This window comes from Mesorhizobium sp. M0991, from assembly GCF_040318915.1.
In the GTDB taxonomy this organism is placed as follows: domain Bacteria; phylum Pseudomonadota; class Alphaproteobacteria; order Rhizobiales; family Rhizobiaceae; genus Mesorhizobium.
Genome location: NZ_JAMYNE010000005.1, coordinates 1 through 15,543 on the forward strand (window position 1 = coordinate 1; position 15,543 = coordinate 15,543).

Genomic DNA, 15,543 nt, shown 5'->3' on the forward strand with positions numbered 1-15,543 from the left:
ATGTATTCCCGAAAACGATGGAATAGATAGCGGCACCAATAAATAACGCAGTCGACATTCTCATGAATAGCTGAAATGAAAAATACTCTCTCATCGCGGCCTCCTTTGTTTCTATTAATTTTTCTCGGCCAGGATTTGACCATATCACATAAGGATACGATCTGGTAATTTATATGTTCCAGCGCTGCAGGGAAACAACGGCCGATGAAGAGCCAAGAAATTCTAGCCGACACCACCCGTCTCGGCCCGGTTCATCTGCGCGTCGTCGACATTCCAGCCGCCTTACCGGTCTGGCGTGACGTGGTCGGCCTCTCGACCCTGACCAGGGACGGCGGGATCGCCGAACTCGGCGTCGACGGCAAGAGCCTTATTGTGCTGCACGCCGGGGCTACAAACGTCCTGCCGTCAAAGTCCCGCGATTTTTTTCATGTCGCCACCCATGTCACGACACGCAAGGAATTGGCCCGAGTCGCCGCCCGGCTGCGGGCCTCCGGCCTGAGGCACAGCGCCCAGGATCACCTAATCTCGGAATCCCTTTACGTTTCCGACCCTTCCGGCAATGGGATCGAGATCTGCTTCGACACGGCCGGGCGCTTCGCGTCTAGGGAAGCGATGGCTGGCGGCGGTGTTTCGCTTGTCGCCAAGGACGGCACAAGGCATTCCGGGCTGGAACCTCTGGATATCGATCGATTGCTGCAGGAGCTCGACCCGGCGGACCGTGTCAAAGTTCCGCTGGCGGCGGACACCTTCATCGGTCACACTGCGCGTGCGGTCGCCCGAAACGCTGATGGCGTTCTACCTCGGCGTGCTTGGCTTCAGGCCACATATCCAGTCCGCAACGTTTGGCCTGTTCGACTGCGGCACCGAGGAACGTCCGCACATGGTGGCATTCAACATCTGGGCCCGCGACGAGCTGAAGGAGCCACCGCTCGGCGCGGCAGGTCTGGAGCATTTTACCGTCGTGCTTCCCAGCCGGGGAGACATCGCGGCCGTCGCGCGACGTCTCGGCGAGGCGCACGTGCCCTCGCTGCAAACGGAGGGGGCGCTGGACCTCTCCGACCCTGAGGGAAACCGCCTGCGGATGGTGCTCGCAAGCGATTGGTCTGACGGGTGTAGGTCTGAACCGGGGGGCACAATGGCGATGAAGGTAATCGGAACGGGCTTTGGCCGGACAGGAACGGATTCGATGCGCGAGGCGCTGACGATCCTTGGCTTCGGCCCCTGTCACCACATGTTCGAAGTCATGGCCAATGAAGACCAGAAGCGGCTTTGGCGTGCGCTGGCGAAGGGCGCGGCACCAGACTGGAACCAGCTGTTTGCGGGCTACGCGTCCTGCATCGACTGGCCCTCGGCGCACTATTGGCGTGATCTGATTGAGTTCTATCCGGACGCCCGGGTCATCTTGACATACCGATCGCCGGAAAGCTGGTGGAAAAGCTTCGAGAAAACGTTCCTGGCAGGCATCAGCCAGAGCAAGGATCAGGAGTCGCTGGGCCTTACCTTGATCTCCAGGCAGGTCTTCGGCGGCCTGCCGCACGATCGCGCCAATGCCATAGCCGTCTACGAAGCCAATGTAAGGGCGGTCATTGCGACAGTGCCGCCGGGTCGGCTGCTGGTCCACAATCTGGGAGATGGGTGGACGCCGCTCTGTCGGCATCTCGGTGTCCCAGTACCGGACCAGTCCTATCCCAATCGCAACAACACCAGGGACTTTCAGTCGGCCCTTGCACAGAACTAGTCTGACCGTATGCAATGGGTCAGGTCACGACGATACTCGCGACGACGGTCAGAACCCGAGTTGGGGTAGCGTCAATTTCTGACCTACAGGCGACCGCCGTCCCATCAATTTTCAACGACGGCTTTGCGCCCCACGTCGGCTGTAGAGATCAGTTTCGTCTAGTGCTGAAAGCAGACGGCAACGGCACCGTTGGCCGGAATTGCACCGGAACGGACGCCTATGCGAGTCGCGCCGCTTACCGGTCCGTTCAGGCCAATCCCGCACATAGCATCACTTACGTGCAATTGGCCGCTGCCCTTGCCAAACTCGGCCGGCTGGAAGAAGCGAGGGCAGCTGCCGCGCGGGTGCTCGAACTGCATCCAAGGTTCAGTTATAGCCGCCAGTTTGCGGGCGTGAATTGTGCTCCAGCGCTCGTGGAGTGCCTTGGTGATGCGCTGCGTACTGCTGGACTGCCAGAGTAGTGCCATAGAATCGGTCAGACCGGGAGCCGGGACAACCGTGCTGATGTCGCGGTACCAGCGGTATCGGCGCGACTAGCCGCCTTACCTGGATGGAAAATCGAGCGCGATGGTTGCTGTACCGGCCCAAGTCGCAAGTTTGCCGCCGATCGCCGGGGCGGCCAACATGCCGGCATAGTAGACCGTGTAGAACACTCCCATCCCGATCGATCGCGTTCTTTGATCGAGCACCCGTGCGGGCAAGCTCATAATCGCGCCGGCAGGCAGGCCGCATACGACCCCCATGGTAATGATGAGGGGAAGCACTGGTCCGCTTCGCGACAGAACGAGCATTAGGAGTGCAAAACCGACACAGCCCGCGGTGAGGACCGCGTCGCCGCGTTTGCTGCGATCGGCCAGCAAGCCACCCAGGGGGACCGAAAGGGTGGCCAGCCAAAGCACCAGGCTGGTCGCCGATCCCGCCTCCGGGCTGGACCAGCCGCGCTCGACAAGCATTGAGGGGCCGAAGCTGAAGACCATTGCGAAGCCGACATTGTAGAGACACCAGATCAGGCCGGCAGTGATGAGGGCGAAGGTGGTCCCGGCAGAAATGCCGCGGCGTTCGATCCCACCGGCGGGCGATACCTCCGGGGTGCGATAGATGAAGGTCATCAAGCCGATGCCGACGATGACCAGGACCGAAACGGCAATGCCCACCGAGGTCACCCCGAATGTCATTCCGATTGCCGGCAGCAGCATGAGAGCGATGGCGATGCCCGCTGGCCACGAGTTGATGTAGATGGCCATGGCGGTTGCGATTTCCCGTCCGGCAAACCAATCGGCGACCATCTTGGTCATCAGGACATTCAGGAGGACACCGCCAGTGCCGCTTATCAATCGGCCGCCGATCTGCAGGCTCCAGGACGCCGACGCCGTCATCAGCATTTCACCCTCCAGCATCATCAGGAGCCCAGCGAGAACGGTCGCCTTATCGCCATAGCGCTGGCCGATGGTCGCGCCAGGCAGGGCCAATGCGACTCCCGGTGCAAGATAGAGGCCGATTAGAATGCCGATGTCGGCCAGGCTCGCACCGACGCTATCGCTGATAAGAGGCGCGACGGCGGCGACGCTCTGAAACTGAAACGCCATTGCGGTGCGGGCGACAAACAGAACAGCAAGGATCGTCCAGCGACTGCGCACGGTTCCCCCACGGATTTTCGAATTATCCAGGACTGATATTTTGATTCAATCGGAAGAAATTGGTCGGGTCGTATTGCTTCTTGATGGCGACGAGGCGCGCATAATTGGCGCCGTAGGCATCACGCACGCGGTCGTCACCCTCATCACCGAGATTGTTGGCATAGACTCCGCTGGTTGAGAATGGTCTGACCGCATTCCACAGGTCGCGCGCCCAGCGGATATTTGCCTCGTCATCGGCCGGATCGTCCCAGATGGCGATCGGGAAGCAGTCAAGGGCCGCATCGCGGTTGGCATAGGGCGAGTGCGACGCGGGCACGCGAGCGATCGCGCCGCCGACCTGCTGGAAAACCAGCAGGGAAGTGATTGGGAGCCCTCGCGTAACTGTCGAGCAGCGCCTCGATCGCACCATCGCTGATCTCGCGCATGAACTGCGCTTTCCAGTAATAGCGTCGCCCGCGTGGAAAGAGGCTGTCGCCCGCCGATTGAATCTGGAGGTAAGGAATGGCTTTAAGGCGACTTTCGGTGGGGGATCCGAATTTCATCAGCGGCGCGATGGCTGGTTCGCCCGCTTCGGGCGACCCGACATAGCAAGCCGAGATGCTGAAGGCCCGCTCGCCCGAGGGCAGCGTGACGAGCGCGGCATCGACGCTCACCCCGTCCGGGGCGTCGCGGGAGAATTCATCGTAAAACCGCATGGCCTCGCGCGCGTGACTGTAGGCGTGCAGCACGGTGCCCACGAGAAGCGCCGGGCCGAGCGGGTGCAGCCGGTATTCGAACGCCGTCACAATGCCGAAATTGCCGCCGCCGCCTCGCAAGGCCCAGAACAGGTCGGGATGCTCGCTGGCCTTTGTCCGCAACAGCCGTCCCTCGGCGGTGACGATTTCAGCCGCGATCAAATTGTCGCAGCTCAGTCCGTGCTTTCGCCCGAGCTTGCCGAAGCCACCACCCAGCGTGAGGCCGGCAATACCGGTGTCGCCGTTCACGCCCATGGTCGTCGCGAGGCCGTGCGCCTGTGTGGCTGCGTCGAACTCGCCCGAGGGTCAGGCCGGCTTCGGCCCTGGCGATGCGGCGCTCGGGATCAACGACGATTATCTTCATGCGGCCTAGGGTCAGGACCTATTAATCTGGCATCAACTGCCAAGAGCCATCGCTTTCGGAATAGGCCTCGAACGGCAACTTCCCGCCATTATGAGATTAGACCAAGGTCTCAAAAGCGCCAATTGCAGACATCGGAACCAAAACGTGAGCCTAAACCACGGCAAAAATTAGCTGCATTGGCAGGCCGCGACGACCTTCGAAGCACGCTTCCTAAGGAGGTTTGGCTCTCACCAAATACCCGGGAGAAGCCGCCATCGGACCCGCGCGGCGTAATCCGAATAGCCCGCAAGCTCCGCGCGAAGAATTCGGTCCTCCGTGATGGTGCGGTAGAGCAGAAACGGCAGGGTAAAGAGCACAACGAGCGCAGCCGCAAGCCACGATCCGAGCGCGGGTCCGCTTGCCGCTATGATCAGAAATCCAGCGGTGTAACCAGGGTGGCGGACGAAGGCATAAGGCCCCGTGCTGACGACGTGCTGGCCGCGGTCGGCCTGGATGCGAATGACTGAGGAGAAAAACCGGTTCACACGCATAGCCCATAGTGCAAGGGCGTAGCCGGCCGCGACCGTGAACAGGCAAACGCCCTGAAGCCAATCGGGCACGTTGTCGCTCCAATGGAAACGGCCACGGTCAAGCCCCGCAACGATCCAATGCATGAACAGAACGAGCGAAAAGACCCTCAGCGAGAGCGGCGGCTTCTTGCCACCCGGCCGCATGCGTTCGCGCAGGAGGTCCGGATCGAGCGCCGCGAACGAAACGATCATGACGACAGCGAAGATTGCGAGATAGGCCCAAAAGCCCGGGACAGCGATCGTGCCGGCCGCTGAGAACAATGCGGCGGCCGCGGCGACCACAAACAAACCTGCCTTGAAGTAAGCCGAGACGGGCATCCGCTACCTGCCACCTCAAAGGAGACGCGAAGTACGGTGTCCAGTTTACCCCGATGTCTGGCTTGGGCCAACAGGGGACGGTGGCATTTGCCACTTGCGGCGGCATCGACGGATTGATTCAACGGTTGCGCGAGGAGGCGCTGCCATGAGTGATTTGATGCTGTTGTCTGAGGCGCAGACGCGCCGCATTAAGCCATACTTTCCATTGTCGCACGGTATTCCGCGAGTGGACGACCGCCGGATCATCAGTGGTATTGTCTTCGTTATTCGGAACGGATTGCGCTGGCGCGACGCGCCTAAAGAATATGGTCCCCACAAGACGATTTATAATCGCTTCATCCGATGGAGCAGGCTTGGTGTGTTCAGTCGAATCTTAGCCGAACTCGCAGCCAGACGCGGCAAGCCGGAACAATTGATGATCGATGCTACCCATTGAAAGCACATCGGACGGCAGCCAGCCTGTTAAAAAAGGGGGATGTTCCTACACGTATCGGGCGGACCAAAGGTGGTTTGAATTCGAAACTACACGCGGTGTGCGATAGCCAGGGCCGACCTTTGATCATGTTGCTAAGCGAAGGCCAGATGAGCGATTTCAGAGGGGCCGCTCTTATGCTCAAAGCCTTGCCACAAGGCCAAAGCAATGCTTGCAGACAAGGGATACGACGCCGACTGGTTTCGAAAGGCGCTGGCTGATCGCAGAATCACCGCCTGCATTCCGTCAAAGGCCAACAGAAAGGTCCCAATCCCGCACGATGTTGTGCTCTACAAGCAACGTCACAAATCGAAAACATGTTCAGAAAACTCAAAGACTGGCGTCGTATTCACACTCGATACGACCGCTGCGCCCACACCTTTTCTCAAGCATATGCATAGCAGCGGCCGTGATCTTCTGGCTCTGATCAGTGAGTCCTGACCCTAAGTCATAGTGCGCTTGTTATTGTGCAGTGCAGCAACGATATTGCTGCCTGTGCGTTGTGCGCAGCGCTGCCGCCATTTTTGGCGGCCGGAACAAAGGATACTAATTTGCGAAAAATCTCCGACACGATCACCTGCTTTGCGGCATTCCGCGCCGGGCAGAGTTTTCAAAGCCACGGCCAAGGCCGCGATCGGTTATCGGATCTGGCGGATTTCGGCTCCAATCCGGGCGCCTTGCGGGCGAGGATCTACGTTCCGGATGCTTTGCCTGAAGCGGCGCCTCTTGTCGTGGTGCTGCATGGCTGCATGCAGACCGCAGCCGGGTACGACCATGGTTCCGGCTGGTCGCAACTGGCCGACCAGGAAGGTTTTGCCCTGCTGTTTCCCGAGCAGCAACGCGCCAACAATCCCAACCTCTGCTTCAACTGGTTCGTGCCCAGCGATACAAAGCGGAACGGCGGAGAGGCCCTTTCGATCCGCCAGATGATTGAGGCGGTTGTCGCTGAAGATGGCCTCGACCGTAAGCGTATCTTTATCACCGGCCTCTCCGCCGGAGGCGCCATGACATCGGTGATGCTGGCTTGCTACCCGGAGGTCTTCGTCGGTGGCGCGATCATCGCCGGCCTGCCGTATGGGAGCGCAAAGACTATCCCGGAAGCCTTCGACCGCATGCGCGGTCATGGCGCGCCCTCGGAAAGGCAATTGCAGAAGGCCCTGCGCGGTGCCTCGCCGCACAAAGGTCCTTGGCCATCTATATCGGTCTGGCACGGCTCCACCGATCAAACCGTAGCATCCTCCAATGCTGATGCCATCGTCGGACAATGGCGAGCCATTCACGGGCTCGATGCACGTTCAGTCCGATCAGAAATTGTGGATGGTTATTCACGGCGTGTCTGGTGCAATGCCCAAGGGCAGGAAATCATTGAGGAATATCGCATCGCCGGAATGGGCCACGGTACGCCGCTTGATACGGCCGGTGACGCGGCGCTGGGCGCTGAGGGACCGTTCATGCTCGACATCGGCATCTCGTCCACCTCGCATATTGCGCGCTTCTGGGGCATAGCGAAGTCAGGTAGGAACCGGGCGGCGAAAACCAAGCCGGTGAAAGCCAACGGCGAGACTCGCTCTGCCCGTCTCTCAACTACTTTGTCGATGCCCGAAATCGAGACTCCCAAAATGCCACACCCTGCGCCACGCGCTGCGAGGGGAAATGGTCTACCTTCTCAGGAGCCCAACTCCGCCGCAGAGATCCGAAAGGTTATAGAGGATGCCCTGCGATCGGCTGGCTTGATGCGGAATGTCTGAACCCAGGCTCCTGGTGACCGACCTGAGGTCTCTGGCGCGCCCGGATGCAGTGCGCTTGAGCGCTGCATTCGGCTTGACGGCAGCCGAGGCCAGGCGGGCCGCGCGCCTCGCGTCGGGGGATGGCATCAATGTGGCGGCAATTGCTCTCGGCATCGGCCGCGAAACCGCGCGCACCGAGCTCAGAGCGGTATTCGGCAAGACCAACACACACCGCCAGGCGGAACTCCCCGCGCTCGTCACCCGCCTTCGGCTGTCCCGCATGATGACCGATTGGTAGGAGCGTAACTCCGATCGGACGCGTCCGCCCTCGATGCTGGCGAGCAGAACGCTCGACAAACGGGTGGCAGCCTACCCCAACTTCCGCATTTGGCGCGCATGGTCGGTTGGTGTGTTCAGACTTCAGATTGCCTGATTAGGCTCGGGAAGGTCCGGCCGGGGTGGGATGTTGCCACTCGTCGATGGGAACTACCATGGAGCGCCACCTGCTGACGTTTGCGCCGAACGCAGCCAATGTCACGAGTCGAGTCCGAAGCGATCTATAGATCGGGGCACAGGGGAACGGCAACTTGGAAGCCAATTTTGTTATTGTTGCGTCTCAGGTCCCCACAAAGCGTCAGGAGATTCCGCCGAATTGTTCGTCCGTTCAAACTTGGAGCATACCGATTTCTTCGTCCCCTGTGCGACGTCCGCCCATCCGGCGAGTCGCTGAACGTCGGCGACGGTCTGCTTCGCCTCTTGCCCGACCGGCCCGTCGCCGATCCGGATGGGTGTCGGGGGGTGCTAGTCGATCTGTGGCCCATGGCCTATCGCTTTAAGAAGGGGCATCACGTCAGAGTGCAGGTTTCCAGCGGCGCCGCGATTTGCGCGAAATCTGGGAACGGGGGAGCCGCTCGGAACGGCGACCACGATGATGCTGGCTGAGCAGAGCATCTTCCGCGACCCGGCTCATCCGTCGGCCGTCATTTTGCCCATGAAGCCAAATCATTCTGTTGACCGTGGCGAACTCGCCCATCAAAGGTCGCACATTGAATCATGATGAGATCTGGTGGAGGTGTCCGGTGAGGTTCCATCGCCAAATGTCAGGTCCCTCTCGTGAAGCCGTCGGCGCTCCAGCGTTCACTGCCTACGCCGTGATGCACGAAGAAGAGGCCGCCCGGGTCGTATTTGTCCTTCACGGCGAGGAGCCTTGCGTAGTTCGCGCCCCAAAAAGATTCCCGCCACGCCTCGTCGAAGAAATCGCTTTCCGACACATAGGAGCCGACGGCCGGCAGTTTACGCGCCTCGGTCATTGCGTTGTCGATCGCGGCTGCATGCCGGCGGGCGGTCGGCACGTCGGGCTCGTGACCGGGAATGCCGGGGTAGGTCGGCGGCCCTTCGGCGCCGCTGATGGCCAGCGCGAAGGCGTCGAGCACCGCCGGGTTCGTCGCCATGTCGTGGGCCGCCTCGATCGCCTCCACAGAGGCGCCGGCCAGGCCCTTGTTGAAGTGCAAGGAGATGCCCCAATGCCGGGTCGCCGCGAACAGAGCATCGGCGAGATGGCCCTGCTGGCCCGGTTGCAGGAGGGAGGACGGAAGCCAGGCGGACTGATAACCGTGCAGGACCTGTCCCGCTTCCCCCAGGTTGCCTGCCCAGAACAGGTTGGCTTTTGGCGCGCCGGGGCGATCGTCGGCAATCACCAATCCGGGAAGTTGCGTGAGAAACGCGGGGTCCCAGAAATTTCGGGCCGGCACCGCCATGATCATCGGCACCGAGTCGAGGCTGAAATCCTGCGGAGCGCCTTCCAGCCAGCTCAAGAACGGCCGCCAGACCGTCTCCGCCTGCAGCTGGTCGAGCCCTTGGAACACCATTGCGATATCGAGAACGTTGCCCGGCCGGAGGCGGATCTGCTCGCCCCAATGCGGATTGAACAGCGCCGCGCCGTAGAATTCCAGGATCTGGCCGATCAGCCGGCGGAAGGCGGCGTCCGATGCCGCCTTGATCGTCGCGAACACCGCACCGAAGAACTCTGGCAGTTCGTGTGTGCGCAGCGTAAGCCGCGTTACCACGCCGAGGCTGCCGCCACCGCCGCCCTTGATTTCCCAGAATAGGTCAGGGTTCGTACAGGCGTTGGCGATCCTCACTTCGCCATCGGCGGTAACGATCTCTGCCTCCAGCAGGCTCGCCGCGGCCATCCCGTAGGCCTTCGAGAAACTGCCGAAGCCGCCGCTCAGGATCAGGCCCGCAACGCCCACCGTCAGGCAGCCGCCGCCCTGGACGTAGCGGCCCGCCTTCGTCGTGACGGCGTCGTAGACGTGACCCCAGATCGCGCCTGCCTCGACGGTGACGGCCGGCTGCGGCGGCTGTTGCCCGGCACATCCCGTGGCGACGAACGCATCATGCAAGGCGACGGCGTTCATTTTGCGTGTCCAGATCACCAGGGAATCGGGGGCACTGGAGGTGCCCTGATAGCTATGCCCGCCGCCCTTCACGACCAGCCGCAAATTGTTCTCGCGGGCGAAATTGACCGCCGCCACGACGTCGCTGGTCGTTCGGGCGGCCACCGCATAGGCGCTCGGCTGAGACGTCCAGCCATCGACCCAGCCGAGGGTCTGCGTCAGCCCGACCTCGTCGCCGAGGTAATAGGGATTCTTCAGTTCCTTGAAGACATCGGCGCAGCGGGGGCTCGACGGCGCTTCCATGCACGCGGCGAGCGGTGAGCGAACCTTTACGAGTTGGCCCTCGACCTCCTGGTTAAGCCGGTCCCAACTTGCCTGGGACGGCCATTCCCATGACGACCCAATTGCCAGGGATGAGATATTCGGACCGGTGCTTTCGGTCATTGCCTTCGATGATGAAGAGGAAGCTATCCGTATTGCCAATGACAGCCCGTACGGGCTGGCCGCATCGCTGTGGACCGACAGCCTTTCGCGCGTGCACCGCGTCGCCGGCCGGCTGCGCGCCGGCACGGTTTCCGTCAACACGGTCGATGCGCTGAGCCCGATGACGCCGTTCGGCGGTGTCAAGCAATCGGGCTTTGGCCGCGACCTGTCGCTGCATGCACTGGACAAGTACACCGCGCTGAAAACGACATGGATCAAATACTGAAGCCGCGGGGGCGCTTGATCGCGGCGCCCAAACCGGCAACATAGAAGCCCATGCCGCTACGCTTCACCCTGAGACAACTCGAATATTTCGTCGCCGTCGGCGAAGCCGGGTCCATTACCAAGGCGGCCGAGCAGGTCAATGTTTCGCCGCCTTCGATCTCGGCGTCGATCGCGCAGCTCGAGGCCGAATTCGGCGTCCAGCTTTTTGTGCGCAAGCATTCGCATGGCCTGTCGCTCACGGCTGGCGGTCGCGTTTTCCTGAAGGAGGCCGCCAGGCTGCTGGTCGACGCCGATGCCCTGCACGACATCGCCGGCGACATCGCCGAGAAGGTGCGTGGGCCGCTGGCGGTCGGATGCCTGCTGACCTTCGCGCAGATCGTCATGCCGACCCTGCGCATGAAGTTCGAGCGCGCCTATCCCGAGGTGCGGTTCCGACAATTCGAACGCAACCAGGGGCAGTTGCTCGAAATGTTGCAGCGAGGCGAAATCGACGCAGCACTCACCTACGATCTCGAACTGTCGCAGGACACGACGTTCGAACCGCTGATGCTGGTGCCGGCCTATGTCATGCTGCCGCAAGGGCACCGCTTCGCCGGCAAGGCTTCCATCACGACGGAAGAACTGGCCGACGAGCCGATGGTGCTGCTCGACCTACCCTATAGCCGCGAATATTTCCTTTCGGCCTTTCATTCGCGAGGAATCCGGCCGAACATTGCCGAGCGCACCGGCGACATCGCGGTAATGCGGTCGATGGTCGCGAACGGCTTCGGCTACGGCATCGCCAACATGCGGCCGCTCAACACGCTGGCGCCCGACGGCAAGCCGCTGGTCTTCGTGCCCCTGGAGGGGGATTTGCGGCCTCTGACCATGGGGGTCGCGTTGCCCAACGCCGAGCACCGCACCCAGACAGTGCAGGCATTCATCGATCATTGCCGCCGTTTCGTCGTCGAACAGGGCGTATTCGGCAGTGGTAGGGTCGTGGAATAGCCACGAACTTTATCAGGCAACCTGAAGCCGGTGATCGGCAAGCCGCCGCAGCAGATTGTCCAGCATGTCGTCGCAGCGGCGCATCTGTTCGACGCTGACGAATTCGTCCGGTCTGTGGCCTTGCGCCATCGATCCCGGCCCGCACACGATGGTCGGCGTGCCGAGGTCGCGGGTGAACAATCCGCCTTCGGTGCCGAAGGCAACCTTGATGGTGTGGTTGGCGCCGGTTAGCGACTTCACGAAGGCCACAGCCTGCGAATTCGTCGGCGTCTCCAGCCCCGGATAGGTGTTGGAGATGTCGATGTCGATGGCCGCCTCCGGCGCGATCGTTGAAGCGGCAGCGGCAATACGCTGCGCCTCCGCGCGCAGGCCCTCAAGGATATCGGCGGCATTGTCGGCCGCGACATTGCGGATCTCGATGTCGAGTTGGCAGAGGTTCGGTACGATGTTGAGCGCCACGCCGGCATTGATCTTGCCGACGTGGACGGTCGTGTAGGGAATGTCGTAGTCGCCGTCGTGCGCGCCGTCGCGCGCCAGCCGATCCTGTTCGCCGCGCAATGCGGAGACGAAGTCGCAGCCCAGATGAATGGCATTGAGCGCCAGCGGCGCCAGCGCCGAATGGCCTTCGCGTCCCCTGCAGATGGCGCGTGCCGCGAGCTTGCCTTTGTGGCCGGTCGCCACCTGCATGTTGGTCGGCTCGCCGACGATGCACAGCAATGGCCGGTGCGGCGCGGACCGCAGCATGTCGATCAGGCTGTGTACGCCGATGCAGCCGATCTCTTCGTCGTAGGAAAGCGCCAGATGCAAGGGCGTCTGCAGACCCATTTTCGCGGCCTTTAGACACGCGGCGAGCGCGCAGGCGACGAAACCCTTCATGTCGGCTGCGCCGCGGCCGTAAAGCTTGCCGTCGCGCGCGCTCATCTCGAAAGGCGGCAGCGTCCAGTCCTGGCCGTCGATGGGGACGACATCAGTATGGCCGGACAGCATGACGCCGGGAGCGTCGGCCGGCCCGATGGTGGCGAAAAGGTTCGCCTTATGGCCGTCCGCGCTGCGGATGATCTGGCATGCAATGCCCTGTGCTGCCAGCAACTCCGTCACGTAACCGACGAGGTCGAGGTTCGAAACGCGGCTCACCGTCGGGAATGCGATCAGCTTTTCAAGGATCTGGATGCTATCCATGCGTCGTGTGTCTCATTGGCCGTGCGCGCTATCTAGCATCGTGTGGCAACGGCGTTGAAGTCGCATTTGGCTCAGCCGGGATTTGCCGGATGCTAATCCAGACGGCGGGGCTGATTAGGCGCGTCCTAATCGGCACAGAAGAAATCTGTAGTTTTCCGGCACGCGCCGCAACTTATGAGTAGGGTCACGGCATCTACCCACCGGGCAGACGAGCTTGCGCCAAGGTTTGAAACCATCACCGCGCATGCCGCGATGCGACGCTGGCAGGAAGGAAGCACCATGCGCGATCCACGCTACGACATTCTGTTCGAGCCGGTGAAGATCGGCCCGGTGACCGCCAAGAACCGCTTCTATCAGGTGCCGCATTGCAATGGCGGCGGCTACCGCGATCCTTCGGCCGCGGCCGAGATGCGCCGCATCAAGTCGGAAGGCGGCTGGGGCGTCATCTTCACCGAGCAGACCGAGATGCACCACACCTCGGAGATCACGCCCTTCATCGAGCTCAGGCTCTGGGACGATGCCGATATCCCGGCACTGGCGAAGATGGCCAAGGCCATGCACCAGCATGGCGCACTGGCCGGCATCCAGCTCGCCTATTCAGGCATCAACGGCCCCAACCTCTACACCAAGGAAGTACCGCGCGGGCCGTCGGCGTTGCCGATCCGGACCTTCACCAACGATCCGGTTCAAGCGCGCGCAATGGACAAACAGGATATCCGCGACCTGCGCCGCTGGCACCGCAATGCCTTCAAACGTGCCAAGCTGGCGGGCTTCGATCTGGTGTGCCTCTACGGCGCGCATGGCTTCGGCATCATCCAGCACTTCCTGTCCACCGCCACCAATCAGCGCAGTGACGAATATGGCGGCTCGCTGGAAAACCGCTCGCGGCTGATGCGCGAGCTGATCGAAGAGGGTCGCGACGCCATCGGCGACACCTGCGGCCTGACGCTGCGGCTGTCACTGGACGAGATGATCGGCGAGCTTGGCTTTGCCAATTCCGAAGTGCGCGACGTGATCGAGATGCATGCCGATCTGCCCGACCTGTGGGATCTGGCGCATGGCGCCTGGGAAGACTGCTCCGGGCCGTCGCGATTCAAGGAGGAGGGCGCACAGGAGAGCCTGGTGTCCGGCATCAAAAAACTGACCTCGAAGCCGGTCGTCGGGGTCGGTCGCTTCACCTCGCCGGATGTGATGGTGAAGATGATCAAGTCCGGTACGCTCGATTTCATCGGCTGCGCACGTCCATCGATTGCCGATCCATTCCTGCCGAAGAAGGTGGAGGAGGGGCGGATCGAGGACATTCGCGAATGCATCGGCTGCAACATCTGCATCACCGGCGACATGACCATGTCGATCTCGCGCTGCACGCAGAACCCGACCTTCATGGAGGAATGGCGCAAGGGCTGGCATCCCGAACGCATGCAGGCCAAGGGCGACAGCGACAGCGTGCTGATCGTCGGCGCCGGGCCTGCCGGGCTGGAGGCGGCCCGCGCCCTCGGCCTCCGCGGCTATCAGGTGGCCATCGCTGAAGCCGGCACCGGGCTTGGTGGCCGCGTGGCGCGCGAGTGCCTCTTGCCCGGTCTCTCCGCATGGGGCCGAGTTCGCGACTATCGCCAGTATCAGATTAGCCAGATGTCCAATGTCGACGTCTATTTCGAAAGCCGATTGTCGGCCGAGGACATCCTCGCCTTCGGCTTTCAAAACATCGCCATCGCCACTGGCTCGACATGGCGCCGCGATGGCGTGGCGCGCGCGCATGTCGTGCCGATGCCGGTGGATCCAGCCATGCCGCTCTATACCCCGGACGACCTGATGGGCGGAAATGTTCCGACCGGCAAAGTCGTGTTGTTCGACGACGACCACTACTACATGGGTGGCGTTCTGGCAGAGCTTATGACGCGCCGGGGCGCGAGGGTGACGCTGGTGACGCCGTCGGCCTATGTGTCCGACTGGACCCGCAACACGCTGGAGCAAGGCGCCATCCATCGCCGGCTGGCCGAACTCGGCGTCGAGATCGTGCTGAGCCGGACCGTGACGCGCATCGTGGCGGGCGGTGTTGTCACGGCCTGCGCCTATACGGGCAGCCAACGTGACATCGCCGCGGACGCCGTGGTGCTGGTGACGTCGCGCCAACAGGACGATGGCGTCTGGCACGAGTTGAAGGCGCGGCGGGACGAATGGGCCGACAGCGGCATCCGCTCGATCAAGGTCATTGGCGATGCCGAGGCGCCGGGCCCGATCGCCTGGGCAACCTATGCCGGCCACCGCTTCGCCCGCGAGCTGGATGAAGCCGATATCGGCGATGCGCTGCCGTTCCGCCGTGAAGTGACGGCTCTGGCGGCGGGGTAGGCCGATGGCATGGCATGATAGGGCTATGACGTCGCCACAAACCGATAGCGTTTCGCGCTAGCGTGTCGAAATCTGATGTCGGGATCAATCGCAAGACAATACGGAACGATACGGGAAACTTTCTAATTTTGGCCCACGAAAAACGCAATAGAATCAACGTCCTTACCACGTCCTCCGGGCCCACCAAAGCTTTAAGTATTTGATTTTGTTGTATTTTCTGTTTTGTTTCGGTCCCGCGTTTCGGACTCGAACCCTCTTCGGGTCTTTCGAGAATTGGAAGTTCCACAACACGCGGGTGACAAGAGCTTTGCAATCGATACCCGCCTCAAGAGGCCTGAATGACCGAACGGGCCCTTCGACGCGCT

The 15,543-nt window shown here is 61.8% G+C and carries 12 protein-coding genes and 4 pseudogenes; 10 read left to right on the plus strand and 6 right to left on the minus strand.

The features are described 5' to 3' along the window. Nucleotides 1-204 precede the first annotated feature (204 nt). The 3 genes and pseudogenes from NKH70_RS09395 to NKH70_RS09405 all read left to right on the plus strand — a co-directional run. Nucleotides 205-513: pseudogene (locus NKH70_RS09395) on the plus strand (VOC family protein); the annotation flags it as partial. A gap of 274 nt (nt 514-787) precedes the next feature. Further along, nucleotides 788-1,738: a sulfotransferase gene (locus tag NKH70_RS09400; RefSeq protein WP_353025145.1), complete on the plus strand. Its 951-nt coding sequence runs from the start codon at nt 788-790 to the stop codon at nt 1,736-1,738. Between the two features lie 221 nt (nt 1,739-1,959). After that, nucleotides 1,960-2,199: pseudogene (locus NKH70_RS09405) on the plus strand (transcriptional regulator); the annotation flags it as partial. Nucleotides 2,200-2,280: 81 nt separating this feature from the next. Here NKH70_RS09405 and NKH70_RS09410 read toward each other — a convergent pair. The 4 genes from NKH70_RS09410 to NKH70_RS09425 form a co-directional block, all read right to left on the minus strand. Beyond that, on the minus strand, nt 2,281-3,375 hold the full coding sequence (locus NKH70_RS09410; protein WP_353025147.1) for an MFS transporter: 1,095 nt from the start codon (nt 3,373-3,375) through the stop codon (nt 2,281-2,283). Between the two features lie 22 nt (nt 3,376-3,397). Continuing rightward, nucleotides 3,398-3,691 (minus strand): BBE domain-containing protein, encoded by a 294-nt coding sequence (locus NKH70_RS09415; RefSeq protein WP_352917037.1) that lies wholly within the window; start codon nt 3,689-3,691, stop codon nt 3,398-3,400. Further along, on the minus strand, nt 3,645-4,358 hold the full coding sequence (locus NKH70_RS09420; RefSeq protein ID WP_353025149.1) for an FAD-binding oxidoreductase: 714 nt from the start codon (nt 4,356-4,358) through the stop codon (nt 3,645-3,647). The genes NKH70_RS09415 and NKH70_RS09420 overlap by 47 nt, the downstream gene beginning before the upstream one ends. 342 nt (nt 4,359-4,700) lie before the next feature. Next, the gene (locus tag NKH70_RS09425) at nt 4,701-5,360 is read right to left on the minus strand and encodes a methyltransferase family protein (protein ID WP_352917033.1); all 660 of its coding nucleotides are present in this window, start codon (nt 5,358-5,360) and stop codon (nt 4,701-4,703) included. 145 nt (nt 5,361-5,505) lie between these two features. On the opposite strand from NKH70_RS09425, the pseudogene NKH70_RS09430 reads away from it, so the two are divergent. The 4 genes and pseudogenes from NKH70_RS09430 to NKH70_RS09445 all read left to right on the plus strand — a co-directional run bounded on the left by NKH70_RS09430 (nt 5,506) and on the right by NKH70_RS09445 (nt 8,501). Then, a pseudogene (locus tag NKH70_RS09430) lies at nt 5,506-6,259 on the plus strand (IS5 family transposase). 124 nt (nt 6,260-6,383) lie between these two features. Further along, nucleotides 6,384-7,580 (plus strand): extracellular catalytic domain type 1 short-chain-length polyhydroxyalkanoate depolymerase, encoded by a 1,197-nt coding sequence (locus NKH70_RS09435; RefSeq protein ID WP_502908335.1) that lies wholly within the window; start codon nt 6,384-6,386, stop codon nt 7,578-7,580. Between the two features lie 55 nt (nt 7,581-7,635). Next, complete coding sequence (locus NKH70_RS09440; protein ID WP_352917031.1) at nt 7,636-7,857, plus strand: hypothetical protein; 222 nt, start codon at nt 7,636-7,638, stop codon at nt 7,855-7,857. A gap of 233 nt (nt 7,858-8,090) precedes the next feature. Then, the gene (locus NKH70_RS09445; RefSeq protein ID WP_352917029.1) at nt 8,091-8,501 is read left to right on the plus strand and encodes a CocE/NonD family hydrolase C-terminal non-catalytic domain-containing protein; all 411 of its coding nucleotides are present in this window, start codon (nt 8,091-8,093) and stop codon (nt 8,499-8,501) included. 158 nt (nt 8,502-8,659) lie between these two features. On the opposite strand, the gene NKH70_RS09450 is transcribed toward NKH70_RS09445, so the two are convergent. Beyond that, a complete protein-coding gene (locus NKH70_RS09450) occupies nt 8,660-10,399 on the minus strand; it encodes an FAD-binding oxidoreductase (RefSeq protein ID WP_353015611.1) in 1,740 nt (579 codons plus the stop codon). Here NKH70_RS09450 and NKH70_RS09455 point away from each other — a divergent pair. After that, a pseudogene (locus NKH70_RS09455) lies at nt 10,332-10,664 on the plus strand (aldehyde dehydrogenase family protein); the annotation flags it as partial. The gene NKH70_RS09450 and the pseudogene NKH70_RS09455 sit on opposite strands and share 68 nt — an antisense overlap. A 50-nt stretch (nt 10,665-10,714) precedes the next feature. Next, nucleotides 10,715-11,650, plus strand: a complete 936-nt coding sequence (locus NKH70_RS09460) for a LysR family transcriptional regulator (protein WP_352917025.1) — start codon at nt 10,715-10,717, stop codon at nt 11,648-11,650. A gap of 12 nt (nt 11,651-11,662) precedes the next feature. Here NKH70_RS09460 and argE read toward each other — a convergent pair whose 3' ends face one another. Beyond that, a complete protein-coding gene (argE, locus tag NKH70_RS09465) occupies nt 11,663-12,829 on the minus strand; it encodes an acetylornithine deacetylase (protein WP_353025152.1) in 1,167 nt (388 codons plus the stop codon). Nucleotides 12,830-13,108: 279 nt separating this feature from the next. Here argE and NKH70_RS09470 point away from each other — a divergent pair, with 279 nt between their 5' ends. Next, a complete protein-coding gene (locus NKH70_RS09470; RefSeq protein WP_353025154.1) occupies nt 13,109-15,178 on the plus strand; it encodes an oxidoreductase in 2,070 nt (689 codons plus the stop codon). Nucleotides 15,179-15,543: the final 365 nt, after the last annotated feature.